This is a genomic window from Nocardioides sp. BGA-UO-ETr-FS32, from assembly GCF_059567905.1.
In genome coordinates this window covers 428,441-450,379 of record NZ_JCAQOX010000014.1, presented here as the reverse complement: position 1 = coordinate 450,379, position 21,939 = coordinate 428,441, and the positions used below count along the sequence as shown (strand labels likewise).

19 protein-coding genes are annotated in these 21,939 nt (G+C 73.2%); 7 read left to right on the top strand and 12 right to left on the bottom strand.

Annotated features, from left to right (window positions below):
- The first annotated feature begins 77 nt into the window (after positions 1 to 77).
- Positions 78 to 2,834 carry a stealth conserved region 3 domain-containing protein gene (locus tag AC57BS_RS12015; RefSeq protein WP_496411677.1) on the top strand — a complete coding sequence of 919 codons (2,757 nt, stop codon included), beginning with the start codon at positions 78 to 80 and terminating at the stop codon, positions 2,832 to 2,834.
- 143 nt (positions 2,835 to 2,977) lie between these two features.
- Here the strand turns inward: AC57BS_RS12015 and AC57BS_RS12010 are convergent, their stop codons facing one another.
- Genes AC57BS_RS12010 through AC57BS_RS12000 form a run of 3 tightly spaced genes read right to left on the bottom strand, consistent with a single transcriptional unit; the run spans position 2,978 to position 5,487 of the window.
- Positions 2,978 to 3,505: a mycothiol transferase gene (locus AC57BS_RS12010; protein WP_496411676.1), complete on the bottom strand. Its 528-nt coding sequence runs from the start codon at positions 3,503 to 3,505 to the stop codon at positions 2,978 to 2,980.
- Complete coding sequence (locus AC57BS_RS12005) at positions 3,502 to 4,587, bottom strand: DNA polymerase domain-containing protein (protein WP_496411675.1); 1,086 nt, start codon at positions 4,585 to 4,587, stop codon at positions 3,502 to 3,504. The genes AC57BS_RS12010 and AC57BS_RS12005 overlap by 4 nt, the downstream gene beginning before the upstream one ends.
- 9 nt (positions 4,588 to 4,596) lie before the next feature.
- Positions 4,597 to 5,487: a hypothetical protein gene (locus tag AC57BS_RS12000; RefSeq protein ID WP_496411674.1), complete on the bottom strand. Its 891-nt coding sequence runs from the start codon at positions 5,485 to 5,487 to the stop codon at positions 4,597 to 4,599.
- A gap of 82 nt (positions 5,488 to 5,569) precedes the next feature.
- Between AC57BS_RS12000 and msrB the strand changes: the two genes are divergently transcribed.
- Entirely contained in the window at positions 5,570 to 5,968 is a 399-nt protein-coding gene (gene msrB, locus AC57BS_RS11995) for a peptide-methionine (R)-S-oxide reductase MsrB (RefSeq protein WP_496411673.1), read from the top strand.
- Here msrB and AC57BS_RS11990 read toward each other — a convergent pair whose 3' ends face one another.
- From AC57BS_RS11990 to hemG, 3 genes are all read right to left on the bottom strand, one after another.
- Positions 5,969 to 6,814, bottom strand: a complete 846-nt coding sequence (locus AC57BS_RS11990; protein WP_496411672.1) for a hypothetical protein — start codon at positions 6,812 to 6,814, stop codon at positions 5,969 to 5,971.
- A gap of 38 nt (positions 6,815 to 6,852) precedes the next feature.
- Positions 6,853 to 7,575, bottom strand: coding sequence for a hydrogen peroxide-dependent heme synthase (gene hemQ / locus AC57BS_RS11985; protein ID WP_496411671.1), 723 nt, complete (start codon positions 7,573 to 7,575; stop codon positions 6,853 to 6,855).
- Positions 7,576 to 7,644: 69 nt separating this feature from the next.
- Positions 7,645 to 8,994 carry a protoporphyrinogen oxidase gene (gene hemG, locus AC57BS_RS11980; protein WP_496411670.1) on the bottom strand — a complete coding sequence of 450 codons (1,350 nt, stop codon included), beginning with the start codon at positions 8,992 to 8,994 and terminating at the stop codon, positions 7,645 to 7,647.
- A 55-nt stretch (positions 8,995 to 9,049) separates the two neighbouring features.
- On the opposite strand from hemG, the gene AC57BS_RS11975 reads away from it, so the two are divergent.
- Complete coding sequence (locus AC57BS_RS11975; protein ID WP_496411669.1) at positions 9,050 to 9,961, top strand: NYN domain-containing protein; 912 nt, start codon at positions 9,050 to 9,052, stop codon at positions 9,959 to 9,961.
- A gap of 58 nt (positions 9,962 to 10,019) precedes the next feature.
- A complete protein-coding gene (locus tag AC57BS_RS11970) occupies positions 10,020 to 10,985 on the top strand; it encodes a DUF4349 domain-containing protein (protein WP_496411668.1) in 966 nt (321 codons plus the stop codon).
- A gap of 96 nt (positions 10,986 to 11,081) precedes the next feature.
- Here the strand turns inward: AC57BS_RS11970 and hemE are convergent, their stop codons facing one another.
- On the bottom strand, positions 11,082 to 12,128 hold the full coding sequence (gene hemE / locus AC57BS_RS11965; RefSeq protein WP_496411667.1) for a uroporphyrinogen decarboxylase: 1,047 nt from the start codon (positions 12,126 to 12,128) through the stop codon (positions 11,082 to 11,084).
- Between the two features lie 71 nt (positions 12,129 to 12,199).
- On the opposite strand from hemE, the gene AC57BS_RS11960 reads away from it, so the two are divergent.
- Together AC57BS_RS11960 and AC57BS_RS11955 are read left to right on the top strand one after the other, a co-directional pair.
- Positions 12,200 to 12,820: a DUF3000 domain-containing protein gene (locus tag AC57BS_RS11960; RefSeq protein WP_496411666.1), complete on the top strand. Its 621-nt coding sequence runs from the start codon at positions 12,200 to 12,202 to the stop codon at positions 12,818 to 12,820.
- Between the two features lie 4 nt (positions 12,821 to 12,824).
- Positions 12,825 to 14,126, top strand: a complete 1,302-nt coding sequence (locus tag AC57BS_RS11955; protein WP_496411665.1) for an HRDC domain-containing protein — start codon at positions 12,825 to 12,827, stop codon at positions 14,124 to 14,126.
- Between the two features lie 255 nt (positions 14,127 to 14,381).
- Here AC57BS_RS11955 and AC57BS_RS11950 read toward each other — a convergent pair whose 3' ends face one another.
- The 5 genes from AC57BS_RS11950 to AC57BS_RS11930 all read right to left on the bottom strand — a co-directional run bounded on the left by AC57BS_RS11950 (position 14,382) and on the right by AC57BS_RS11930 (position 21,374).
- On the bottom strand, positions 14,382 to 15,785 hold the full coding sequence (locus AC57BS_RS11950; RefSeq protein WP_496411664.1) for an extracellular solute-binding protein: 1,404 nt from the start codon (positions 15,783 to 15,785) through the stop codon (positions 14,382 to 14,384).
- Between the two features lie 9 nt (positions 15,786 to 15,794).
- Positions 15,795 to 16,244: a type II toxin-antitoxin system PemK/MazF family toxin gene (locus AC57BS_RS11945; protein WP_496411663.1), complete on the bottom strand. Its 450-nt coding sequence runs from the start codon at positions 16,242 to 16,244 to the stop codon at positions 15,795 to 15,797.
- Between the two features lie 140 nt (positions 16,245 to 16,384).
- The gene (locus AC57BS_RS11940; protein ID WP_496411662.1) at positions 16,385 to 16,981 is read right to left on the bottom strand and encodes a hypothetical protein; all 597 of its coding nucleotides are present in this window, start codon (positions 16,979 to 16,981) and stop codon (positions 16,385 to 16,387) included.
- A gap of 9 nt (positions 16,982 to 16,990) precedes the next feature.
- Positions 16,991 to 20,875, bottom strand: coding sequence for an ATP-dependent RNA helicase HrpA (gene hrpA, locus AC57BS_RS11935; protein WP_496411661.1), 3,885 nt, complete (start codon positions 20,873 to 20,875; stop codon positions 16,991 to 16,993).
- 55 nt (positions 20,876 to 20,930) lie between these two features.
- A complete protein-coding gene (locus tag AC57BS_RS11930) occupies positions 20,931 to 21,374 on the bottom strand; it encodes a hypothetical protein (protein WP_496411660.1) in 444 nt (147 codons plus the stop codon).
- A gap of 153 nt (positions 21,375 to 21,527) precedes the next feature.
- On the opposite strand from AC57BS_RS11930, the gene AC57BS_RS11925 reads away from it, so the two are divergent.
- A complete protein-coding gene (locus AC57BS_RS11925; RefSeq protein WP_496411659.1) occupies positions 21,528 to 21,935 on the top strand; it encodes a YciI family protein in 408 nt (135 codons plus the stop codon).
- The last annotated feature ends 4 nt before the right edge of the window (positions 21,936 to 21,939 follow it).

Here is a 21,939-nt window from a genome sequence, read left to right as displayed (position 1 = left end):
CTATCGGCCGGACCACCTCCCCCTAGGATCGTGCCGACCGTTCGGCGGACCGTTGACCGAGGAGGACTGAGGACCACGTGGCACTGACCGAGAGGCTCGGTGGGAAGGTGCGCTCGGCGGTGCGCCGCGCACGCCGCGACGGCCCGCTCGACATCGTCTTCGTCCTGTTCAACGCCGACGGCATGGGCGGCACCGCCCGCTCGGGCATCGAGCAGGCCAACGCGCTGCTCTCCCTGGACGAGGGCCACCGGGTCCGCATCCTCAGCGTCACGCGCAGCGGCGCCTCGACCCACTACGGGCTGGCCGACGGGCTCGAGGTCACCTACCTCGTCGACGTGCGCGGCGAGCGGCCCGCCGCCGTGCGCGGCAGCCACGCGCCCGAGCTGGCCGAGCGCGAGTCGCTGATCGTGCCGCGCAGCTGGGACGCCCTCTACAACGGGTTGACCGACGCAACGATGCGCGAGGCGCTCGGCGCGATCGAGGCCGACGTCCTCGTCACCACCACCCCCGAGCTGCTCGCCGTCGTCGCCCAGCACGCCCCCGCCGACGTCGCGCTGGTGCACCAGGAGCACCGCGCCTCCTCGAGCCGGGTCAACGACCTAGGCGCCCTGCTCCAGTTCGCGCCCCGGGCCGACGTCGTGGTGTCCCTGACCGAGTCGATGTCGCGGTGGCTCGCGGGCCGCCTCGGCGGCGCGACGCCCGAGCTCCAGGTGATCCCCAACCCGCTGCCCTCCCACGCGCAGGCGCGCTCGCCGCTGGACCAGCGGACCTTCGTGACGGCCGGCCGGCTCGCGCCGGAGAAGCAGTTCGAGCACGTCGTCGACGCCTTCTGGCGCATCCACGAGCAGGTGCCCGGCTGGACCCTGACGGTCTGGGGCGACGGACCGCGGGCCGACAACCTGGCCGCGCAGGTGCGCAAGCTCGGGCTCGAGGACCGCGTACGCCTCCCCGGCTCGACCGACGACCTGGCGGCCGAGTGGGCGAGCGCCAGCGTCGCCGTGCTCGCCTCCCGCGGCGAGGGCTACCCCCTGGTCCTGCAGGAGGCGATGTCGGCCGGCGTGCCACCGGTGTCCTACGACTGCCCGTCCGGCCCGCGCGAGATCATCACCCACGACGTCGACGGGCTCCTCGTCCCGCCGGGGTCCAAGGCCGCGCTGGCCGCCGCGATGCTGCGCATCGCCACCGACGACGACCTCCGCGCCCGCCTCGGCGCCGCCGCGCTCGAGCGCTCGACGCGCTGGGACGGGCAGCTCCTCGCCCGTCAGTGGGTCGACACGTTCCGTACGGCGATCGCCCGCCGCGCCGACCCGCTCGCCCCGCGCCGCGTGCTGCACGGCCTGCGTCCGGGACCGCTCGGCGACCTGCCCGAGACCGACGGCGCCCGTGGCGTGACGCCCGCCCAGACGCGTACGGCCTCGCTGACCGCTCTCACCACCGCGGCCGCCGCGACCGGCGAGGGCTGGTTCGTGGTGCCCGCCCGCGGTCTCGACCCGCACCCGCTGGTCGTGGTGCCGTCGTCACGACGCGTCGACTTCCTGACCGCCCTCGCGTCGGGCGCCGTCCCCGAGTGGCTGTCCGTGCGCGACCCGGCCGAGCGCGGCTGGCCCGAGCGCCGCGGCACGGTCGCGGTGATGACCGACGAGCTGGCCCGCACGCGCACCGCCTCGCTCTTCCTCGAGCCGTGGCCGATGCGCGGCGGCCACGACGGCGTCCTCGGCGAGGGCGTCGAGGTGGGCGTGCAGTTCTGGGAGGAGTCCCCCGACGGCGACCTGCTCGCGCCGGGACCCAACCGCTGGGGCGACCGCGTCCCGGTCGGCACGCCGCGCACCACGACCACCGTCGAGGGCGTCGAGGTGCCCACGCTCGAGCTGATGGCGCTGCCGACGCTCGACGACTGCCGCTTCGACGTCGACGTCGTCTACACCTGGGTCGACGGCGACGACGAGGCGTGGCTGGCCGCCCGCGACGAGCGGATCACCGGGCTCGGCGGCACCCCGAGCGCCCGGGCCGGCGGTGCCTCGCGCTACCGCAGCCGCGACGAGCTGCGCTACTCGATGCGCAGCATCCACCTCTTCGCCCCGTGGGTGCGCCGCATCCACCTCGTGACCGCGGGCCAGGTGCCGGCCTGGCTCGACACCTCGCACGAGCGCGTACGCGTCGTGGACCACCGCGACATCCTGCCGGCCTCCGCGCTGCCGACCTTCAGCTCGCACGCGATCGAGACCCGGCTGCACGCCGTGCCCGACCTCGCCGACCACTTCGTCTACGTCAACGACGACGTCTTCCTGGGGCGGCCGAGACGCCAGGAGCACTTCTTCTCGCCGGGCGGCCAGTACGCCGCCTTCGTCGCCGACCACCGCGCCGTCGGCCTGCCCGGCACCGACGACCGCCCCTACCTCTCCGCCGCGCAGAACAACCGCCGCGTGCTGGCCGACGCCTTCGGGGTCACGCTGACCCACACGATGATGCACAGCCCGCACCCGCAGCGGCGTACGACCCTCGAGGAGATCTCGGCCCGCTTCCCCGACGAGGTCTCGCGCACCACCCACGCGCCGTTCCGCTCGGAGACGGACCTGTCGATGCTCTCGTCGTTCGCGCAGAGCTACGGGCTGATCACCGGGCAGGCCTTCCGAGCCCGCGCCCACCACGGCTACGTCGACCTCGGCCACCAGCAGCTGCCCGTCCAGCTGCGGCAGATGCTCAAGCGCGACCGCGACTTCTTCTGCATCGCCGACAACCTGCTCGCCGCCTTCGACGAGGAGCGCGCCGACGGGTTGCTCCACGACTTCCTGGAGCAGTACTTCCCGATCGCCGCGCCCTGGGAGCTCGGCTGAGCGGTGCGTGAGCCACATCCCGTCACCTCGGAATGTCGCTGCGGCACCGCTTCCCCGGCGAGTCCTGCACGCCACGCCGGGTGGCGGTGCGTGAGCCACATTCCGGCACCTCGAAATGTGGCTGGGCCACCGCTCCGGGGGCGTCAGTCGGCGAGCTCTGCCACCACGTCGAGGTGCCCGGCGTGCCGGGCGTACTCGGCCAGGACGTGGAAGCAGATCCACTCCAGCGTCGGCGGGTCCTCGGCGAAGCGGCCGCCCGTGGCGGCGGTCGCGTCCAGAGGGTGGTCGCGGAGGACGCCCCGGGTCCGGGCGGCGACGTCCTCGAGCCGGGTCGCCAGCGCCTCGGCGGTCACGCCGTCGACCACGTGCCACCGCGACGGGGGTCCGGGGTCGCCCTCGCTCCAGTCGCCCCACGGCTCGGCGACCCGCTCGCCGAGGAACCCCCAGACGAACCATCGTTGCTCCATGTGCAGCACGTGGCTGAGCAGCTCCAGCGGCGTCCACCCCGAGGGCAGCCGCGACGTGCGCTGGTCGTCGTGGGGCAGCGACAGCGCCGTGGCAGCGAGGTCGCCGCGCACCCAGTCGAGGTAGTCGGCCCACCGCTGCGCGCCGGCCGGCCCGGACTTCGGCGGCTCGCCGCTGTTGCGGGAGACACGCTGGTCCTCGCTCACGTGCCCTCGATCCGGTTCCCCTCGGCGTCCCAGTGCGACTCGACCTTCTTGGACGGCTGCACGCGCGGCGGCTCGCCGGGCATCTTGGGGTGGTCGGGCGGGTAGTTGAGCTCGACCGGGTGCTCCTCCCACAGGTCGAGCAGCGGCTGGAGCGAGTGGTGCACGTCGTCGATCGTCGCCCACGGGTCGCCGTCGACCGCGAGCCGCGACGGCACCGAGAACAGGTTGAGGTCGTGGGGGTCGGTGAGCCCGGCGAGCTCGTCCCACGCCAGCGGGGTCGAGACGGGCGCCCCGGCGATCGGGCGCAGCGAGTAGGCCGAGGCGATCGTCCGGTCGCGGGTGTTCTGGTTGAAGTCGACGAAGATCCGCTCCCCGCGCTCCTCCTTCCACCATGCCGTCGTCACGCCGTCGTCGCGCTTCTCCAGCTCGCGACCGAACGCGATCGCGGCGTGCCGCACCTCGGCGAAGTCCCACCGCGGCTCGATCCGGACGTAGACGTGGATGCCGCGGTTGCCCGACGTCTTGGCGAAGCCGGTCATGCCGAGGTCCGCCAGGAGCTCGCGCGCGACCCCCGCGACCCGTACGGCGTCGGCGAAGGTCGTGCCCGGCTGCGGGTCGAGGTCGATCCGCAGCTCATCGGGGTGGTCGACGTCCGTACGCCGCACCGGCCACGGGTGGAAGGTCAGCGTCCCCATCTGCGCGCACCACACCGGCACCGCGATCTCGGTGGGGCAGATCTCGTCGGCCGTACGCCCCGACGGGAAGGTGATCTGCACCGACTCGAGGTAGTCGGGAGCGCCCTTGGGCACGCGCTTCTGGTAGAACGCGTCGGCGTTGCGGTCCTGGGGCCCGGTCGCGAGCTTCATCCCCTCGCGGACTCCCGAGGTCCACCGCTCGAGCGCCGTCGGGCGGTCGCGCAGGGCCCGCATCAGGCCCTCCTCGACGCTCGTGAAGTACTCCGCGACCATCAGCTTGGTGACCGCCGGCGTGCTGTCGGTCGCCTCGTAGATGACCCGCTCCGGCGAGGAGATCCTGACCTCGCGCTCCCCCGCCCGGACGTACTCCTCCGACGCCTTCGCCATGGCCCGACCCTAGCCGGGTGAGCCGACAGGCCGCAGGACGGAGTCGACGACCACGACGCCCTCGCCGTGCTGGTCGTCCACCCACTGCTGGATGCGGCCGTCGTCGTGGAAGACCGTGAGCTCGAGCGCGTTGCTCGGGCTCCCGGCGCCGCTCTCGACGAACCCGGGCAGGTCGAGCGTCGCCTGCTGGAGGGCGAGCAGCTCCTTCTCGGTGCGCTCCACCCGGACCACGCAGAGCATCCCGCTCCACACCTGCCGGATCGCCGCCTCTGCCACCGCCGGGTCGCCTGCGACGAAGACCGAGACCACCGTGTCGGCGGGGTCGCGCGGGCCGGGCTCGCCGTCCGAGGTGCTGACCGCGGCTGTCGCGAAGTCGTCGAGGCCCTGCGCCACGGACGTCGCCCGGAGATGGTCGTCCCGGGAGACCCGCGAGCCGTCCGTCACCTGCCACCCGCCCTCGGGAGTGGGGCACGGGATCTCGAAGTCGAAGACGTGGGGCTCCGGCTCCGGCTGGGTCGCCTCCTCGACGGTGAAGGTCGAGCCGTCGAACGTGCCGACCAGGCGGTAGGTGCCCATCCGGACACCCTCCTGCTCGGTGAACTCGCCCCCGTGCCGGTCCCAGTCCCACCCCGTCACCGCCGCGTCGTCGCACACCAGGGGCGTGGAGATGCCCCCTCCCCAGGTGACGTCGCTGAAGCACAGACGGGCACCCGAGCCGTCGTCGGTGACCGTCACCGGCCGGCTCGAGACCACGGACCCGCTGGCGGCCGGCACCGCCGTCGGCAGCACGACCGGGCCGTCGTACGCCTGGGCTGCCGCCCCCGCCGCCGGATCCGACGACCGCTCGCCGCAGCCCGACACGAGCGTCAGCCCGACGACCACCAGCCACGTCCCCCTCATGGCGACACGGTGCCCCACGCCGACCGCGCTGACGAGCGACGTCGCCGGATCGTGACCTTCGGCGGCCTCGTAAACTGGCGCCATGGCCTATGACGTGCAGAAGACCGACGAGCAGTGGCGCGAGGAGCTCACCCCCGAGGAGTACGCCGTGCTCCGGCAGGCCGGCACCGAGCGCGCGTTCACCGGCGAGTACACCGACACCGAGACCGAAGGCACCTACTCGTGCAAGGCCTGCGGGTCGGAGCTGTTCACCAGCGACACCAAGTTCCACTCCGGCTGCGGCTGGCCGAGCTTCTACCAGCCGGTGACCGACACCGTGGAGTACATCGAGGACAACTCCCACGGCATGAAGCGCGTCGAGGTCCGCTGCGCGAAGTGCGGCTCGCACCTCGGCCACGTCTTCCCCGACGGTTTCGGCACGCCGACCGGCGACCGCTACTGCATCAACTCGATCAGCATCACGCTCAACGAGAAGAAGTGATCAGGCGGTGGGGACCAGCGCCGAGCTGATCGTCACCAGCCCGTCGCCGTAGGTCTCGTCGGCCCAGTCCTGGATCGAGCCGTCGTCGAAGACGACCTGCGCGTCGAGGGAGTCGGGAGCGAACGACCCGCTGGTCAGCAGCTGGTCGCCGAGCGCTGCCTGCAGCTCCTGGTTGATCGTGTTGAGGTCGGCCTCGGTGCGCTCGACCGTGGTCACGCACAGCATCCCGCCCCAGGTCTTGCGCAGCTCGGCCTCGGCGCCCTCGGCGTCCTCGGTGACGGCGACGTTGATCGTGTTGCCGGTCAGCCACACCGTGGCGTACGTCGGCAGCGCGGAGGCCGCGGCCAGCGTGGCGTCCATGTCCTCCGGGGTCGCCCTGGAGGTGTCGGTGGTGGTGGCGTCGTCGCAGGCGGCCCCGAGCGGGTCCTGCTCCGGCTCGGCCATGACGTCGTAGAGCGCGGCCGGGATCGCGTCGGCGACGGTGAAGGTGGTGCCGTCGAAGGTGCCGGTGAGGGCGTACTGGCCCCACCGCACGCCCGACGCCTCCTCGAACCCGACGTCGCCCCAGGCGAAGTCGGCCAGCGCGGGCCCGCCGCACTGGGGCGGGTAGGACTCGGCCACCCCGGCGAGGCACATCTCGGGGCCGTCCCCGTCGTCGAGCACCATCACCAGCCCCTGCGTACGGACCTCGCCGTCCGGCACGGGTGCCGGCGCCTCGCCGGAGGGCGCGGCGGCGGCCGAGTCACCGGCCCCGGAGGGGTCCACGGCCTTCATCTCGGCCTCGGTGGAGCAGGCGGTGGCGGCGCCCAGGACTGTCAGCACGGCGGCAGCAGCGAAGATCCTCATGATGCTCCGACGCTACTGCGTGCCGGGCCGTTCCACCGTCAGGGCAGGCGGTCGAGCAGCTCTGCGGGCGTGACGCGGGCGCCGGTGTAGAACGGCACCTCCTCGCGTACGTGACGACGCGCGTCGGAGGCACGCAGGTCGCGCATCAGGTCGACGATGCGGTGCAGCTCGTCGGCCTCGAAGGCGAGCAGCCACTCGTAGTCGCCGAGGGCGAACGACGCGACCGTGTTGGCGCGTACGTCGGCGTAGCCGCGGGCCTGCTGGCCGTGCTGGGCGAGCATCCGGCGGCGCTCGGCGTCGTCGAGGAGGTACCACTCGTAGGACCGCACGAACGGGTAGACGCACACGTGCGCCCGCGGCTCCTCGTCGGCGAGGAAGGCCGGGATGTGCGACTTGTTGAACTCCGCAGGACGGTGCAGCGCCATCTGCGACCAGACCGGCTCGAGGCGCCGGCCGAACGACGTGCGGCGGAACGCGTTGTAGGCGCCCTGGAGCTGCTGGGAGTCGGTGGCGTGCCACCACACCATGAGGTCGGCGTCGGCGCGCAGGCCGCTGACGTCGTAGAGCCCGCGAACCTTCACGTCCTGCTCGGCCAGCACCTCGAAGAGCGCCTCGACGTCGGTGGCCTCGGCGGCCCGGTCGGCGTCACCGATGACGTCGCGCAGCTTGAAGACCGACCACATCGTGTAGCGGATGGTGTCGTTGAGCTCCCGCGTGCGGGCGGCGTTGGTCTGCTCCTGCGTCTGGTCCGTCTCGCTCATGCGGGGTCCCTGCGGCGTTGTTCGGAGGAGCGAAGCGGGGGAGAAGAACGTCGTGGGGTGTTCATGGGTTCATTCTGCCCGTGTGACCGAGGCCACGGCCTGCCGGGCCGACCCGATCACTGCGGGGATGCCGACCCCGTCGTACGCCGCCCCGCACACCGCGAGCCCGGGCTGTGCCGCGACCGCGGCGCGGATCCGGGCGACGCGGTCGAGATGGCCGACGGCGTACTGCGGCAGCCCGCCGCCCCAGCGCTGCACGTGGGTGTCGAGCGGCCGGGCCGTGATGCCGGCCATCGCGGCGAGATCGGCGAGCGAGACGCGGACCAGCACGTCGTCGGCGGCCTGCAGCGTCGTCGCCTCGCCGTGGCGGCCCAGCGACGTGCGCAGCACGACGACGTCGGGGTCGAGGTCGCGCACCCAGGCCCACTTGGCGAAGGAGAAGGTCGAGGCCTTGATGCTGCGCTGCTCGACCGGCGGCACGAGGAAGCCGGAGCGGTCGAAGAGCGTGTCGGGGAGGTCCTGCACGCGGAAGGCGAGCGTCACGACGGCGACGCTCGCGGTCTCGATCGCCGCCAGCTCGGCGGCCGCTTCGGGGAGCACCTCCGCCAGCAGCCGCGCGGCCGGCGAGGCGGGCGTGGCCAGCACGACAGCGTCGGCCTCGACGGTCTCGGGGTGGGTGGTCGGGCCGACCGTCAGCGCCCACCCGCCGGGCGTACGCCGCAGTGCACGCACGGTCGCCGAGGTCCGCACCTCGAAGCCGCCGCCGTCGACGACGAGTCCGGGCAGCCGGCCCATGCCGCCGGGAAGGGCGGCGAAGACGGGCGTGGTCGACGCCGGGACAGCCGCGGCCTGCTCGAGCAGGCTCCCGCGCCGGGCCATGGCGAGCAGCTGCGGCACGGCCGCCGCGGCCGAGATGCGGCGGGCGTGCCCGGCGTACACGCCTCCGAGCAGCGGCTCGACCAAACGGTCCACGAGCTCGTCGCCGAGCCGCGCCGCCACCAGGTCGCCGACCGAGACGTCGTCGCCGACGGGCGAGTCGAGCTCGTGGCTCGCGCGGGCCAGGCCCTCGGGGCTGAGCACCCCGCTGGCGGCGAGCTGGTCGAGGTCGAAGGGCACTCCCATCAGCGAGCGCGGCATCGTGCCCAGCGCGCCGCGCGACCAGACGGCGGACGTGGCGGCGGTCGGGTGGACCACCTCGGCCCCGATCTCGGTGGCCAGCGCCAGCCCCTCGGGGCGACGCGCGAGCATCGCCTCGGCCCCGACGTCGACGGTCAGCCCGGCGACCTCGGCGGTGCGCAGCTTGCCGCCGACCTGCGGCGACCCCTCGAGCAGCAGCACGTCGCGACCCGCCGCGGCGAGCCCCCGGGCCGCGACCAGTCCGGCGATCCCGCCGCCCACGACCACTGCGTCACGCGTCACGCCACCACCCTGCCAGAGGGGGCCGCGGTACTCCGGCGCACCCTAGGCTGCGGGCATGGAGCACACCGGAGCAGCCGATCGGATCGCCGTGATGATCGACGCCGACAACACCAGGCCGTCGTACGCCAACGAGGTGCTGAGCGAGGTCGCGAAGTACGGAGACCCGACGATCCGGCGGGTCTACGGCGACTGGACCAACCCCCACCTCAACCAGTGGGCGCGCAAGCTCAACAGCCTGGGCCTGCGGGCGATGCACCAGAACGCCTACACCTCGGGCAAGAACTCCACCGACCTCGCCCTCGTCATCGACGCGATGGACCTGCTCTACGACGGCAACGTCGAGGCCTTCGCGCTCGTCACGAGCGACAGCGACTTCACCAGCCTCGCCCACCGGCTGCGCGAGTCGGGCAAGAAGGTCTACGTGCTCGGTGAGAACAAGGCGCCCGAGTCGCTGCGCAACGCGTGCGACAAGTTCATCGACCTCGCGGTGGTGACCGACCGTGACGACGACGGCGACGACACCGAGGACGAGTCCGACGACGCCACGGACGAGAAGACCCCGTCGATCAACCTGCAGAGCGCCCTCACCCGCGCGGTCAACGCCGTCTCCGACGACGAGGGCTGGGCGCTCCTGCCCGCCCTGGGCAACCAGCTGGTCCGCACCCACCCGTCGTTCGACGCCCGCAACTTCGCCGGACCGGGTGCCCGGCTCAGCACGCTCGTGACCGCCCAGCCCTACCTCGAGACCTCGGGCTCAGGCAACCAGCTGCTGGTGCGGCTGAAGGGCACGCGGCCCAGCAGCGCGAAGACGGCGTCGAAGAAGAAGGCGGCGCCAGCCAAGGCGGCGCCGCCGAAGGCCGCACCGGCGGAGGCCGCACCGCCGAAGGCCGCACCGGCGGAGGCCGCACCGCCGAAGGTCACCACCACCACGCGGGCAGCGAGGAAGTCGGCCGGCAAGAAGTCCTGACGCATCACAGTTGCATCACGGCCGGAACCGGCGCCCGCGCGGTCGGCGTCGGACGGCCATGACGACCTCCACCGCAGCCTCCACCGCCTCCCGTGCCGCGGGACTCCTCATCGCCCTCACCACGACGGCCGCGCTGGCCGCCTGCTCCAGCTCCGACAGCGGCAGTGACGCGGCCTCCGGGGAGTCGGCGCCGGCCTCCACGAGCCCGGACTCGGGCGGGGGCTCGGACTCCGACTCGCCCGGCTCCGGCTCCGAGGCGGGCGGCAGCGCCGACGGGTCGGCGTCCGACCGGGCCGGCGCCGACGACGGGCCGACCACCCCGCAGATGGAGCGCTCGGTGATCTCGAGCGGCACGATCTCGCTCGCGGGCGAGGACGTGCGTGCCACCCGGCGCGAGGTGCAGCGCGTCGTCGACGCGAACGGCGGCGAGGTCACCGACGAGACGTCCGAGACCGACTCCGAGGGCGACACCGCCTACGTCCGGCTGGTCGTACGGGTCCCCAGCGCCGAGTTCGGCGAGACCATGTCGGCCCTCGAGCAGGTCGGGATGCTGAGGTCGTCCGACCGCGGCTCCGACGACGTGACCACCGAGGTCATCGACACCGGCGTACGCGTCCGGGCGCAGGAGGCGAGCCTCAGGCGGGTCGAGATGCTGCTCGCCGATGCGCGGGACCTCAAGGACATCATCTGGATCGAGTCGCAGCTCACCAGCCGCCAGGCCGAGCTCGACTCGCTGAAGTCGCAGCAGTCGTGGCTGGCGGACCAGACCTCGCTGTCCACGATCACCGTCGACATCTCGCGCCACGAGGTCGTCGAGGACGCGCCGGAGGACGAGGAGCCCGCAGGCTTCCTCGCCGGCCTCGAGGGCGGGACCAAGGCGCTCGGGGCGCTGGTCACGGTGCTCACGACCGTGCTGGGGGCACTGCTGCCCTTCGCCGCGGTGGCCCTGCTGCTCGGCCTGCCGGTGTGGCTGGTCGTACGCCGCCGCCGGGGTGCTGCCGCCGCCCAGCCACCCGCCGCGTAGACGCGCGGACAGAACCTCCCCCGGCACTGCTCGCCCCACGCTCGACCCGGCCGGCGGACGGGACTTCCGTCCGCGCGTCTACGCCGCCGGGAGCGATCAGTACGTGTGCACGAACTCGGTCAGCGCCGCGAGCTGGTCGGGGTCGGTCGACGGGATGACGCCGTGGCCGAGGTTGAAGATGTGCCCCTTGGCGGCGCGGCCCGCCTCGATGATCTCGGCCGCGCGCGCGGTCATCACGTCGGTGGGCGCGAAGACCAGGGTCGGGTCGAGGTTGCCCTGCACGGCCCGGTCGCCCACCAGCGGGATCGCCTGCTCCAGCGGCGTACGCCAGTCGACACCGACCACGTCGGCGCCTGCCTCGCCCATCAGCCCGAGGAGGTTGGTCGTCCCGACGCCGAAGTGGATCCGCGGCACGCCGAGCTGACCGGCGGAGGCGAGGACCCGCTCGGAGTGCGGCATCACCGAGGCGCGGTAGTCGGCCGGCGTCAGCGCGCCCGCCCACGAGTCGAAGAGCTGCACGGCCGAGGCACCGCCCTCGACCTGGATGCGGAGGTAGGCCGCCGCTATGCCGGCGATCTTGCGCATCAGCGCGTCCCACACGTCGGGGGCGCCGAACATCATCGCCTTGGTCTTCGCGTGCTCCTTGGACGGGCCGCCCTCGACGAGGTAGGACGCGACGGTGAACGGGGCGCCGGCGAAGCCGATGAGGGGCGTGGCGCCGAGCTCGGCGACGAGCTGGCGCACGGCCTGGGAGATGTAGGGGACGTGCTCGGGCGTGAGGTCGGGGATCGCCTCGACGTCCGCGAGGGTGCGTACGGGTGAGGCGACGACGGGCCCGACGCCCGGCTTGATGTCGAGGTCGACGCCGACCGCCTTGAGCGGCAGCACGATGTCGGAGAAGAAGATCGCCGCGTCGACGCCGTAGCGGCGGACCGGCTGGAGGGTGATCTCGGTGACGAGGTCGGCGTCCATGCAGGACTCGAGCATCCCGATGCCCTCGCGCACCTTGAGGTACTCCGGGAGCGAGCGCCCGGCCTGTCGCATGAACCAGACCGGCGTGTGCGAGGGCCGCTCGCCGCGCGCCGCAGCGAGGAAGGGGCTCTCGGCCAGTCCGGGGTGGGGCGTGCGTACGGCGTCGGTCACGCCCGAATCTTCGCAGGTCAGGCGGCGTGGCGGCACATCGGCGAGGTGGGGCGCTGGCCTACTCTGAGGCCATGGTGGCCCGTCACGAGACCCACCCCGGCAATGCTGCCGCGGCTGGGCCCGCGGAGTTCCGCGCGGCTGTGGAGTCGATGCGTCGGGCGACGCTGCGCCCGGAGGTGCTCTGCGAGGAGATGCCCGCGCCGCAGCGCATCGCACCCTGGTCGTCCGCGCTGAGCGGCGACGTCACCGTCGACGACGAGGACCTCGGCACCGGCCGGCTGATCCTGCTCCACGACCCGGCCGGCAACGACGCCTGGGACGGCACGTTCCGCTGCGTGGCCTACGCCCGCGCCGACATCGACCCCGAGCTCGGCGCCGACCCGATGCTGGCGGCCGTCGGCTGGTCGTGGCTGACCGAGGCGCTCGAGGCCCACGGCGCCGGCTTCCACGCCGCGTCAGGCACCGTCACCCGGGTCACCACCGAGAGCTTCGGCCAGATGGCCGACGAGTCCGGCACCGCCCAGGTCGAGATCCGCGCCTCGTGGACCCCCGACGTCGACGAGGCCGGCGGCCTCGACATGACCGCCCACGTCGAGGCGTGGGGCGAGCTGATGTGCACGGCCGTCGGTCTGCCCCCGGTGCCTGAGGGCGTCACCGCGATCCCGAGCCGTCGTGGACAGCGCGGCACCTGAACCGATGCCCGACACTCCGGACACCTCCCGCACAGAGGCCGATCCCGGCGCTGAGCACGAGACCGCCGAGCCCGAAACCACCGAGCCCGAGGCGGCGCCCGCTCCCCTGCTCGAGCTGCGCGACGGCCTGGGCGAGGTCGTCGACACCGACGCCGGGCTCCTCGAGGCGTGCGCGGCCCTGGCGGCCGCCAGCGGACCGGTGGCGATCGACGCCGAGCGCGCCTCGGGCTACCGCTACTCCAACCGCGCCTACCTGATCCAGCTCCGGCGCGAGGGAGCCGGCACGTGGCTGGTCGACCCCATCGGGATGACCACGCTCGCCCCGCTGCAGGAGGCCCTCGACGGCTCCGAGTGGATCCTGCACGCTGCCACGCAGGACCTGCCGTGCCTGCGCGACGTCGGCCTCACCCCGACCAGCCTCTTCGACACCGAGCTCGCCGGGCGCCTCCTCGGCTACCCCCGCGTCGGGCTCGCCACCCTGGTCGAGACCGTCCTGGGGCAGCGGATGCGCAAAGAGCACTCCGCCGCCGACTGGTCGACCCGGCCGTTGCCCGAGTCGTGGCTCGAGTACGCCGCGCTCGACGTCGAGGTCCTCCTCGAGCTGCGCGAGCACATGGTCACCGAGCTCGAGAAGGCCGGGAAGGCCGAGTGGGCGCGCCAGGAGTTCGACAACCTGCTGGGCTTCGAGCCCGCCGTGCGCGTCGACGCGTGGCGGCGTACGTCGGGCGTGCACCGGCTGCGCGGCCGCCGCGCGCTCGGCGCCGCGAAGGCGCTGTGGGAGGCGCGCGACGCCATCGCCGCGGAGCGTGACGTCACGCCGGGACGGATCCTGCCCGACTCCGCGATCGTCGTCGCGGCCACCGTGATGCCCACCGACCGCCGCGCCCTGCTGTCCACCCAGGGCTTCCACGGCCGCGGGGCCAGCCGCTACGCCTCGACGTGGGTCGAGGCCCTCCAGCGGGTGCGCGAGATGGACGAGGACGAGCTGCCCACCCGCGCCCCGCGCGGGGACGGCCCCCCGCACCCGCGCACCTGGGCCGACCGCGACCCCGTCGCCGACCGCCGCTTCAAGTCCGCCCGGGAGTCGATGCTCAACCTCGCCGAGGAGCACCAGCTCCCGGTCGAGAACCTGCTCACCCCCGACTTCCTGCGGCGCCTGATGTGGGCGCCCCCCGCGACCCGCGAGCCGGCCGAGCTGGCGGAGGCCGTACGCGCCCAGCTCGCCTCGTACGGCGCCCGGCCCTGGCAGTGCGAGCTGGTCACCGGCGCGCTGGTCGGCGCCATCCTCGGGGCCGAGCGCGAGTAGCTGCTGGCCCGGCTGGGCTGGCGCTGCCACCCAAGTCGCCAACTCACCAGTTGGTCCGCCAACTCGTCAGTTGGCGAGTTGGGGGTCCGAAACGGTCCGCAATCGCCACCCAACTCGCCAACTCACCGGTTGGCAAGTTGGGGACCGGGATCGGTCATGCCAGCCGACCCAAGTCGCCAACCCGCCAGTTGGCGCGCCAACCCGCCAGTTGGCAAGTTGGGGCGCCGAGCGCGGCCGGCCCCACGCAGCGAAGCCCTACTCCGAGGGTGACTCGCTCGGCTCCTCGGTGGGCGACTCGGTCTCCTCGTCCTCCGGCGCGAGGATCGTCCGTGAGGTCTGGTCGATCTGCTCGGTGGTCTCCTCGAGGTCGAGGACGCCGGGCGCCGTGACGAGGCGCTCCAGCAGCGGCGTGACCGCCTCGACCAGCTCGTCGCGCTGGTCGATGAAGGGCGGCACGACCATGTAGCGGATGCTCGCGTTGAAGGCCGCGGCGTTGGCGGGCTCCTCGTCGGGGGCGAGGAAGTCGTCGGACGCGGCGACGGAGGTGTTCGCCGGGACGATGTAACCCGTCGAGGCGACGGTGGCGATGGCGGCGTCGGACACGGCGTACGCGATGAAGTCCGCGGCGTCACCGGTCACCTCGGAGTCCGAGGACAGGCAGAGTCCGCTGATGTCGCCGACCGTGGCGCGGTCCTCGATGACGGGCATCGGCAGCACGTCGAAGTCGAGGTCCTCGACCTCGCGCATCTCCGGCACGAGGTTGCGGAAGCCGGCCACCATGGCGAGCTCGCCCCGCTTGAAGAGCTGGACCGGCGTCGCCCGCGCGAGCTGGGCGTTGGTCGGCGTCAGCGCGGCGTTGCGCAGGATGGCGAGGGTCTCGTTGAGTGCCTCACGGGTCGAGTCGTCGCTGAAGGCGAGGGACGTGGGCGCCTCGTCGTCGTCGAAGACCTGACCGCCGCCGGAGTAGATGAACGGCGCGAGACCCTGCAGCGTCGGGTCGATCCAGACCCCGCGGCGGTCGCCGCGCCGCGACGCGAACTCCGCGGCGGCGGCGAACTCGGCGAGGGTCCAGCGCTCCCGCACGCCCTCGTCGTTGGCGGTGGGGACGTCGAGCTCGCGGCGCTCCATCTTGTCGAAGTCGACGAGGTCGGTGTTGTAGTAGATGACCATCGGGGACACCGAGTAGGCCATGCACTGCAGCTCGTCGTCCATCGCGAACGCGTCGACGGCGTCGCGGGAGAAGCGGTCGCCGAAGTCGACGCCCCGCTCGTCGAGCAGCAGGCTGACGGGCCGGAGGGCCTCGGCCTCCACCAGCTGGTCGAGGTCGATCCGCGAGGTGAGGAAGGCGTCCGGGGCGTTGCCGGCCAGGACGTCGGCGAGGGCGGACTCGTGGTCGGGCCACGACTGGAGGGTGACCTGGCGGGTGGTGGAGGAGGCGTTGAACGAGTCGACGACGCTCTGGAAGGCCGCGACCTCCTCCTCGCTGCCGTAGGCGCCGAACGTGACCTTGCGCGGCTTCTCGGACGGCTTGCCGGACGCGCTCGGCGACGGCGTCGGGCCCTGCTCGGGCTCCGCGTCGCCCGTGCAGGCGGCTGTCGTCAGCGCGAGCGCGAGGGCCGAGGCGGCCACGGCGCTACGGCGGAAGAAGAGGCGAGACACGGCGAAACCCTAGCGGGACAACCCCCGGCGGGCCTCCACGACGGCAGTGAAGATCGTCTCGTCGAGTGCGGCCCCCTCGCGTCGTACGCCGTCACGCTCGAGGTGGATGAGCCGGTCGAGCCGCACCTCGCTCGGGCGCCCCTGCGAGTCCCAGCCGCCGGTGCCGACGTCCATCCAGTGGCGACCGAACCGCGCCTCGTCCTCGGCGTCGCGGTCGTGGTCCTGGCTGCTGAGCATCAGCCCGGTCCACCCGTCGCCCGCGGTGTCGAGCACCAGCACTGGGCGGTCCTTGCCCTGGCTCGGGTCGTCCTCGTAGGGGACCCAGGCCCAGACGACCTCGCCGGGGTCGGGCTCGCCGTCGCGCTCGGGGGCGTACGACGACTCCGGGGCGGGCGTGCCGGCGCTCGCACCTGCTGCGCCACCGGAGAGGAACGCGCGGATGCGCTTGGCGATCGTCATCCCACGAGCCTAGAGGTGACCCCGGACATGGGTGAGTGCGCCGGACCGGGAGCGCCTCACGGCGCGTGGCCGCTCGTAGCGGCTAATTGTGGGACCCGGGGCTGCCACGGTCCGACGCACTCGAGGACCATTTTAAACACTCAGGCCAGGGTGTTGGCGATTTCGCCGTGTCCGGCCGCCTCGAGCTGGTCCGAGAGGACGAGCACGCGGCTGATCTCCTCGTGCGTGGCACTGCCGAGCGCGGCGCGTCCCGCGGCGACGATCCGGGCGAAGGCGGCGGCTCGGAAGAGCGTCACGGCGAAGTCGCCCCGGGCGATGCCGCGCAGCACGTCGTCGACCATCCGGCGCAGCTCGTCGGGCCCGGGCGGGTCGGCGACCCCGGCGACCACGCGGGCGACGTCGACGCGGCGCTGGCCCGCGTCGTACTCCGCGGCGACCTCCTCGGGGGCGGCGTACACCCACGAGCGCAGCAGGAACAGCCGCCACAGGCAACCGGCAAGCGTGTCGGCGGGCGCGCCGGACCACACCTCGGCGAGGGTCTCGAGGCCCTCCGTCTCCGCGAGGTGGACGATCCGCTCGGCGACCTCCGGGTCCTCGGAGGTGCGGGCGCCGCGCACGAGCACCGTCGCGGCCAGGTCACCTGCCTCGCGGACCTGCGCGGGATCGGCGCCGCCGACGATCTCGGCGAAGAACCCGCCGCCGGGCGTCATCGGGCGGTGGTGCGAGCGACCGGTCATGCCTCCAGCCTAGGACCGGCCCATCACCTTGCGGATGCGCTGGTCGCTGACCTTCTCCCGCGTGCCGAGCGGCTGCGCGAAGAGCGAGACGCGGTACTCCTCCAGCATCCAGCGGGCCTCGCGCAGGTGCTGCGGCACCGGCTGGCCGTCGGGCAGCGCGGCGACCGCGTGCAACCACGCCTCCTGCAAGCCGGAGAGCTGGTCCATCAGCTGGCGGTCGCGGGCGACCTGCTGGTCGAGGCGCTCTCGGCGGTACGTCACCGCGTGGAGGTAGCGCGGGTAGTCGCGCAGCCGCGTCACCCCCGCCTCCCCGACGAACCCCGCAGCCATCAGCCGGCCGACCTGCGCGCGCATGTCGGTCAGGGCCGGCAGGGTCATCAGGTCGGCCCGCCCGGAGATCGCCTTGTCGGTCGTGCGCCAGGCCTCGAGCACCCGCATCACGTCGTGCACGGCGGCGCTCGTCCCGGCGGAGACGGCCTCGCGGGCCGCGGCGACCACCGCGTCGTACGCCGGCTCGTCGCGCACGGCCGGCCGCGCGTCGACGACCTCGCCGACGATGCCGGCCCGGACGTCGTCGAGCAGGTCCCCCACCGAGGCGTACGGGGACCCGACGAGCGCGAGCTTGGCCCGCTGGTCGAGCCCGGCAGCGGCGAGCACGTCGTCCACCGGCTGCGCGGGTCCGAGCCCGAGCAGCACCAGCCGGCGTACGCCGAGGCGGTGGTGGGCGGCCGCCTCGTCGGCGGTGGCCAGCACCTGCAGCCCGACTGTGGCGCCCTCGTCGACGAGGGCGGGGAAGCCGCGTACCTCGTGCCCGGCGCGGCGCTGGACGAAGGACTCCTCGACCGAGCCGAAGCTCCACGACGTCTGCCCGGTCGCCGTGACGCCTGAGTCGGCGGCGACGTCGGCCATCGCCTGCTCGAAGGTCGGTCGCAGGGGCTCCTTGAGCGCGTCGAGGTCCTTGCCCCTGCCGGCCTCTCCCCCTTCCTCGGTCACCACGCGGTAGGTCGGTCGCAGGTGTGCGGGCACCTTGGACCAGTCCCACGCGTCGCGGTCGATCACCAGGCTCCGGGTGCTGCGGGCGAAGCGCTCGAGGGCGTCCAGCAGCGACTCGGCGCCGGGCGGGGTCGCGTCGAGGAACTCGCGTGCGGTGTTGGGCGCGGGCACCATCGCCACGCGCAGGTGCTTGGGCAGCGAGCGGATCAGCTCGGTGACCAGCTCCTCGCGCAGTCCGGGCACGAGCCACGAGAAGTCGTCGGCCTCGACGCGGTTGAGGGTCGCGACCGGGACGTCGATGGTGAGGCCGTCGTCGGCCGCGCCGGGCTCGAAGTGGTAGCTGATGGGGAAGGTCAGCCCGGTGTCGCCGGCGTCGCCCCCGGAGAGCCACTGGGTCGGGAAGTCGTGGGCGCGCACCTCGTCGGCGGTGCCGTGGGTGAGCATCTCGGAGTCGAAGGTGAGCAGGTCGGGGCGCTTCTGGCGGGCCCGCTTCCACCACTGGTCGAAGTGCTGGCCGCTCACCACGTCGTCGCCGACGCGGGCGTCGTAGAACTCGAAGAGGGTCTCCTCGTCGACGACGATGTCGCGGCGACGCGCGCGGTGCTCGAGCTCCTCCGCCTCCTCGAGGAGACGGGCGTTCTCGGCGAGGAACCGGTGCCGGGAGTCCCACTCGCGCTGGACGAGGGCGTGGCGGATGAAGAGCTCGCGGGCGAGCGGGGGGTCGACCTTGCCGTAGGACACGAGCCGGTCGGCCACCAGCGGCACGCCGTACAGCGTGACCCGCTCGCGGGCCATGACCGCGGCGCGCTTGCGCGACCAGTGGGGCTCGGAATAGGTCCGCTTGACCAGGTGGGCGCCCAGGCGCTCGGCCCACTCCGGCTTGATCGCGGCGTTCTGCCGGGCCCACAGCCGGGAGGTCTCGACGAGCTCGGCGCTCATCAGGAAGTCCGGGTTGCGGCCCTTGAGGACGCTGCCGGGGAAGACCGCGAAGCGGGCGTTGCGGGCGCCGACGTACTCGCGCATCGGGCGCCGCTCCCCCGGCCTGGACTTCTCACGCTCCTCGAGGGCGCCGACGTGGCTGAGCAGGCCGGACAGCAGGGCCTGGTGGATGCCGTCCTCGTCGTACGGTGCTCCGCCGGCCGCGCCGTTCTCGGTGGTCGAGTGCGCCGTGCGGGACGAGCGGCGTGTATCGAGACCCGAGCCGCGTGTATCGAGACCCATCTCCTTGGCCACCTGGCGCAGCTGGGACTCGTAGTCCTGCCACTCCCGGATGCGCAGGTAGTTGAGGAACTCGCGCTTGCACATCCGCCGGAACGCGCTCGAGGACAGCTCGCGCTGCTGCTCCTTGAGGTGGCGCCACAGGTTGAGCCAGGTGAGGAAGTCGCTCGACTCGTGCTTGAAGCGCGCGTGCAGCTGGTCGGCCTGGGCGCGCTGCTCCTCGGGTCGCTCGCGCGGGTCCTGGATGGACAGCGCCGCGGCGATGACGAGCACGTCGCGCAGGCAGCCGAGCCGCTCGGCCTCGAGGATCATCCGGCCCAGCCGCGGGTCGATCGGGAGGCGGGCCAGGCGCTTGCCGACCGCGGTGAGGCGTACGCCGGGGCGGTCGCCCGCGGCGGTCACCGCTCCCAGCTCCTCGAGCAGGTCCGTGCCGGCCTTGACGTTGCGGCGGTCCGGCGGCTCGACGAAGGGGAACCGGGCGATGTCGCCGAGTCGCAGCGAGGCCATCTGGAGGATGACGCTCGCCAGGTTGGTGCGCAGGATCTCGGGGTCGGTGAACTCCGGGCGCGCCTCGAAGTCCTCTTCTGAGTAGAGCCGGATCGCGATGCCCTCGGAGACGCGCCCGCAGCGACCGGAGCGCTGGTTGGCCGACGCCTGGCTGATCGGCTCGATCGGCAGCCGCTGCACCTTGGTGCGTACGGAGTAGCGGCTGATCCGGGCGACGCCGGTGTCGACGACGTAGCGGATGCCGGGCACCGTCAGCGAGGTCTCGGCGACGTTGGTGGCGAGCACGACGCGCCGCACCGTCGACGGGTGGCTGGAGAACACCTTGTGCTGGTCGGCCGCGCTGAGCCGGGAGTAGAGCGGCACGATCTCGAGCCGGGTCCCCCGCTGGTTGAGCCCGTCGAAACCCTCGAACGCGTCGGCGGTGTCGCGGATCTCGCGCTCGCCGGGGAGGAAGACGAGCACGTCGCCGGGGCCCTCGGCCGACAGCTCGCGGACGGCGTCGAGGATCGCCTCGGTCTGGTCGCGCTGGACCGGCTCGCCCTCCTCGTCATCCTCCGGGAGCTCGAGGAGTGGGCGGTAGCGCACCTCGACCGGGTACGTACGCCCCGAGACCTCGACCACCGGGGCGCGGAAGTGCTCGGCGAAGCGTTCCACGTCGATCGTGGCGCTCGTGATGATGACCTTGAGGTCGGGGCGGCGCGGCAGGAGGCGCTTGAGGTAGCCGAGCAGGAAGTCGATGTTGAGGCTGCGCTCGTGGGCCTCGTCGATGATGAGCGTGTCGTACTTGCGCAGGTCGCGGTCGCGCTGCAGCTCGGCCAGCAGGATGCCGTCGGTCATCAGCTTGACCCGACTGGCCCGCGACGTGCGGTCGGTGAAGCGGACCTGGTAGCCCACGACGTCGCCGAGCTCGCTGCCGAGCTCCTCGGCGATCCGCTCCGCCACCGAGCGCGCCGCGATCCGGCGCGGCTGGGTGTGGCCGATCAGCTTGCCCCCACCCGCGGCACCGGCGCCGCGCCCCAGCTCGAGGCAGATCTTGGGCAGCTGGGTCGTCTTCCCCGAGCCGGTCTCGCCCGCGACGATGACGACCTGGTGGTCGCGGATGGCCGCGGCGATGTCGTCGCGGCGAGCGGAGACCGGGAGCTCGGGCGGGTAGGTGATCTTCACAACGGGCGCCATTCTCGCCCACGGCGGCAACCGGGTTTCGCGTCAGGTCGCCTCGGGGGATCCGCGGTCAGCCGGCGGAGCCCTCGTCCTCGGGTGCGGTGGTCGGCGGGAGCTGCCCGGGTACGCCGCGGGGGCCGCCGCGCACGCCGCCTCGGTCGCCGTGGCCGCGGTCGTCGTCGCGCTGCACCCAGCCGCCGCGGCCCGCCTCTCGGTCGTGGTCGTCGGTGATCGCCCCCACCGCAGCCGCGCCGAGCCCGCCGACGATGATGCCGGCCAGCGCGGAGGCGACCAGGGCGGCCAGGCCGAACGTGCGGCTCTCGCCGGACCGGCCCACCGAGCGCAGGCGCTCGCGGAAGCCGCGCCGCTGCCCCACCGGCTCGGCGGACACTGCAGGAATCGGCTCCGCGGCCGCCGGTGCGGAGGCCGGTGGTGCGGCGCCCTCGGCGCGTACGGGCTGGGTCTCGTCACCGGCCTGCGGGGCCGGGGTGTCGCGGGGCTTGTCGTCGCTCATGCACCGAGCGTGCTCCGCCCACCTGTGCGGCACCTGTGGACCAGCCCTGAGATCGCCCAGACTTCCGTGCCTCCCGATGTCGAGAACCCCCTGACGACTCCGTCCCAGGGGTGGACGCGGCCACAATGGGCCGCACTCGACAAGGAGACCGACATGCCGAAGTACCTGATCCTCAAGCACTACCGCGGCACCCCCGCCACCGTGAACGACGTCCCGATGGACCGGTGGACGCCCGAGGAGGTCGACGCGCACATGCAGTTCATGGACGAGTTCGGCAAGCGCCTCGAGGAGAACGGCGAGCTCGTCGACGCCCAGGCGCTGTCGCAGGAGGGCGCCTTCGTCCGCGCGAACGACCACGGCACCGGGCCGGTGACCGACGGGCCGTTCGCCGAGACCAAGGACCTCATCGCCGGCTGGTACGTCGTCGACGTCGACGGCTGGGACCGTGCCGTCGAGCTCGCCGGCGAGCTGTCCCTCGCCCCGGGCAAGGACGGCAAGCCGATCCACGAGTGGCTCGAGGTGCGCCCGTTCTACGGCGCGCCGTCGGCCACCGGGGACTGACCTC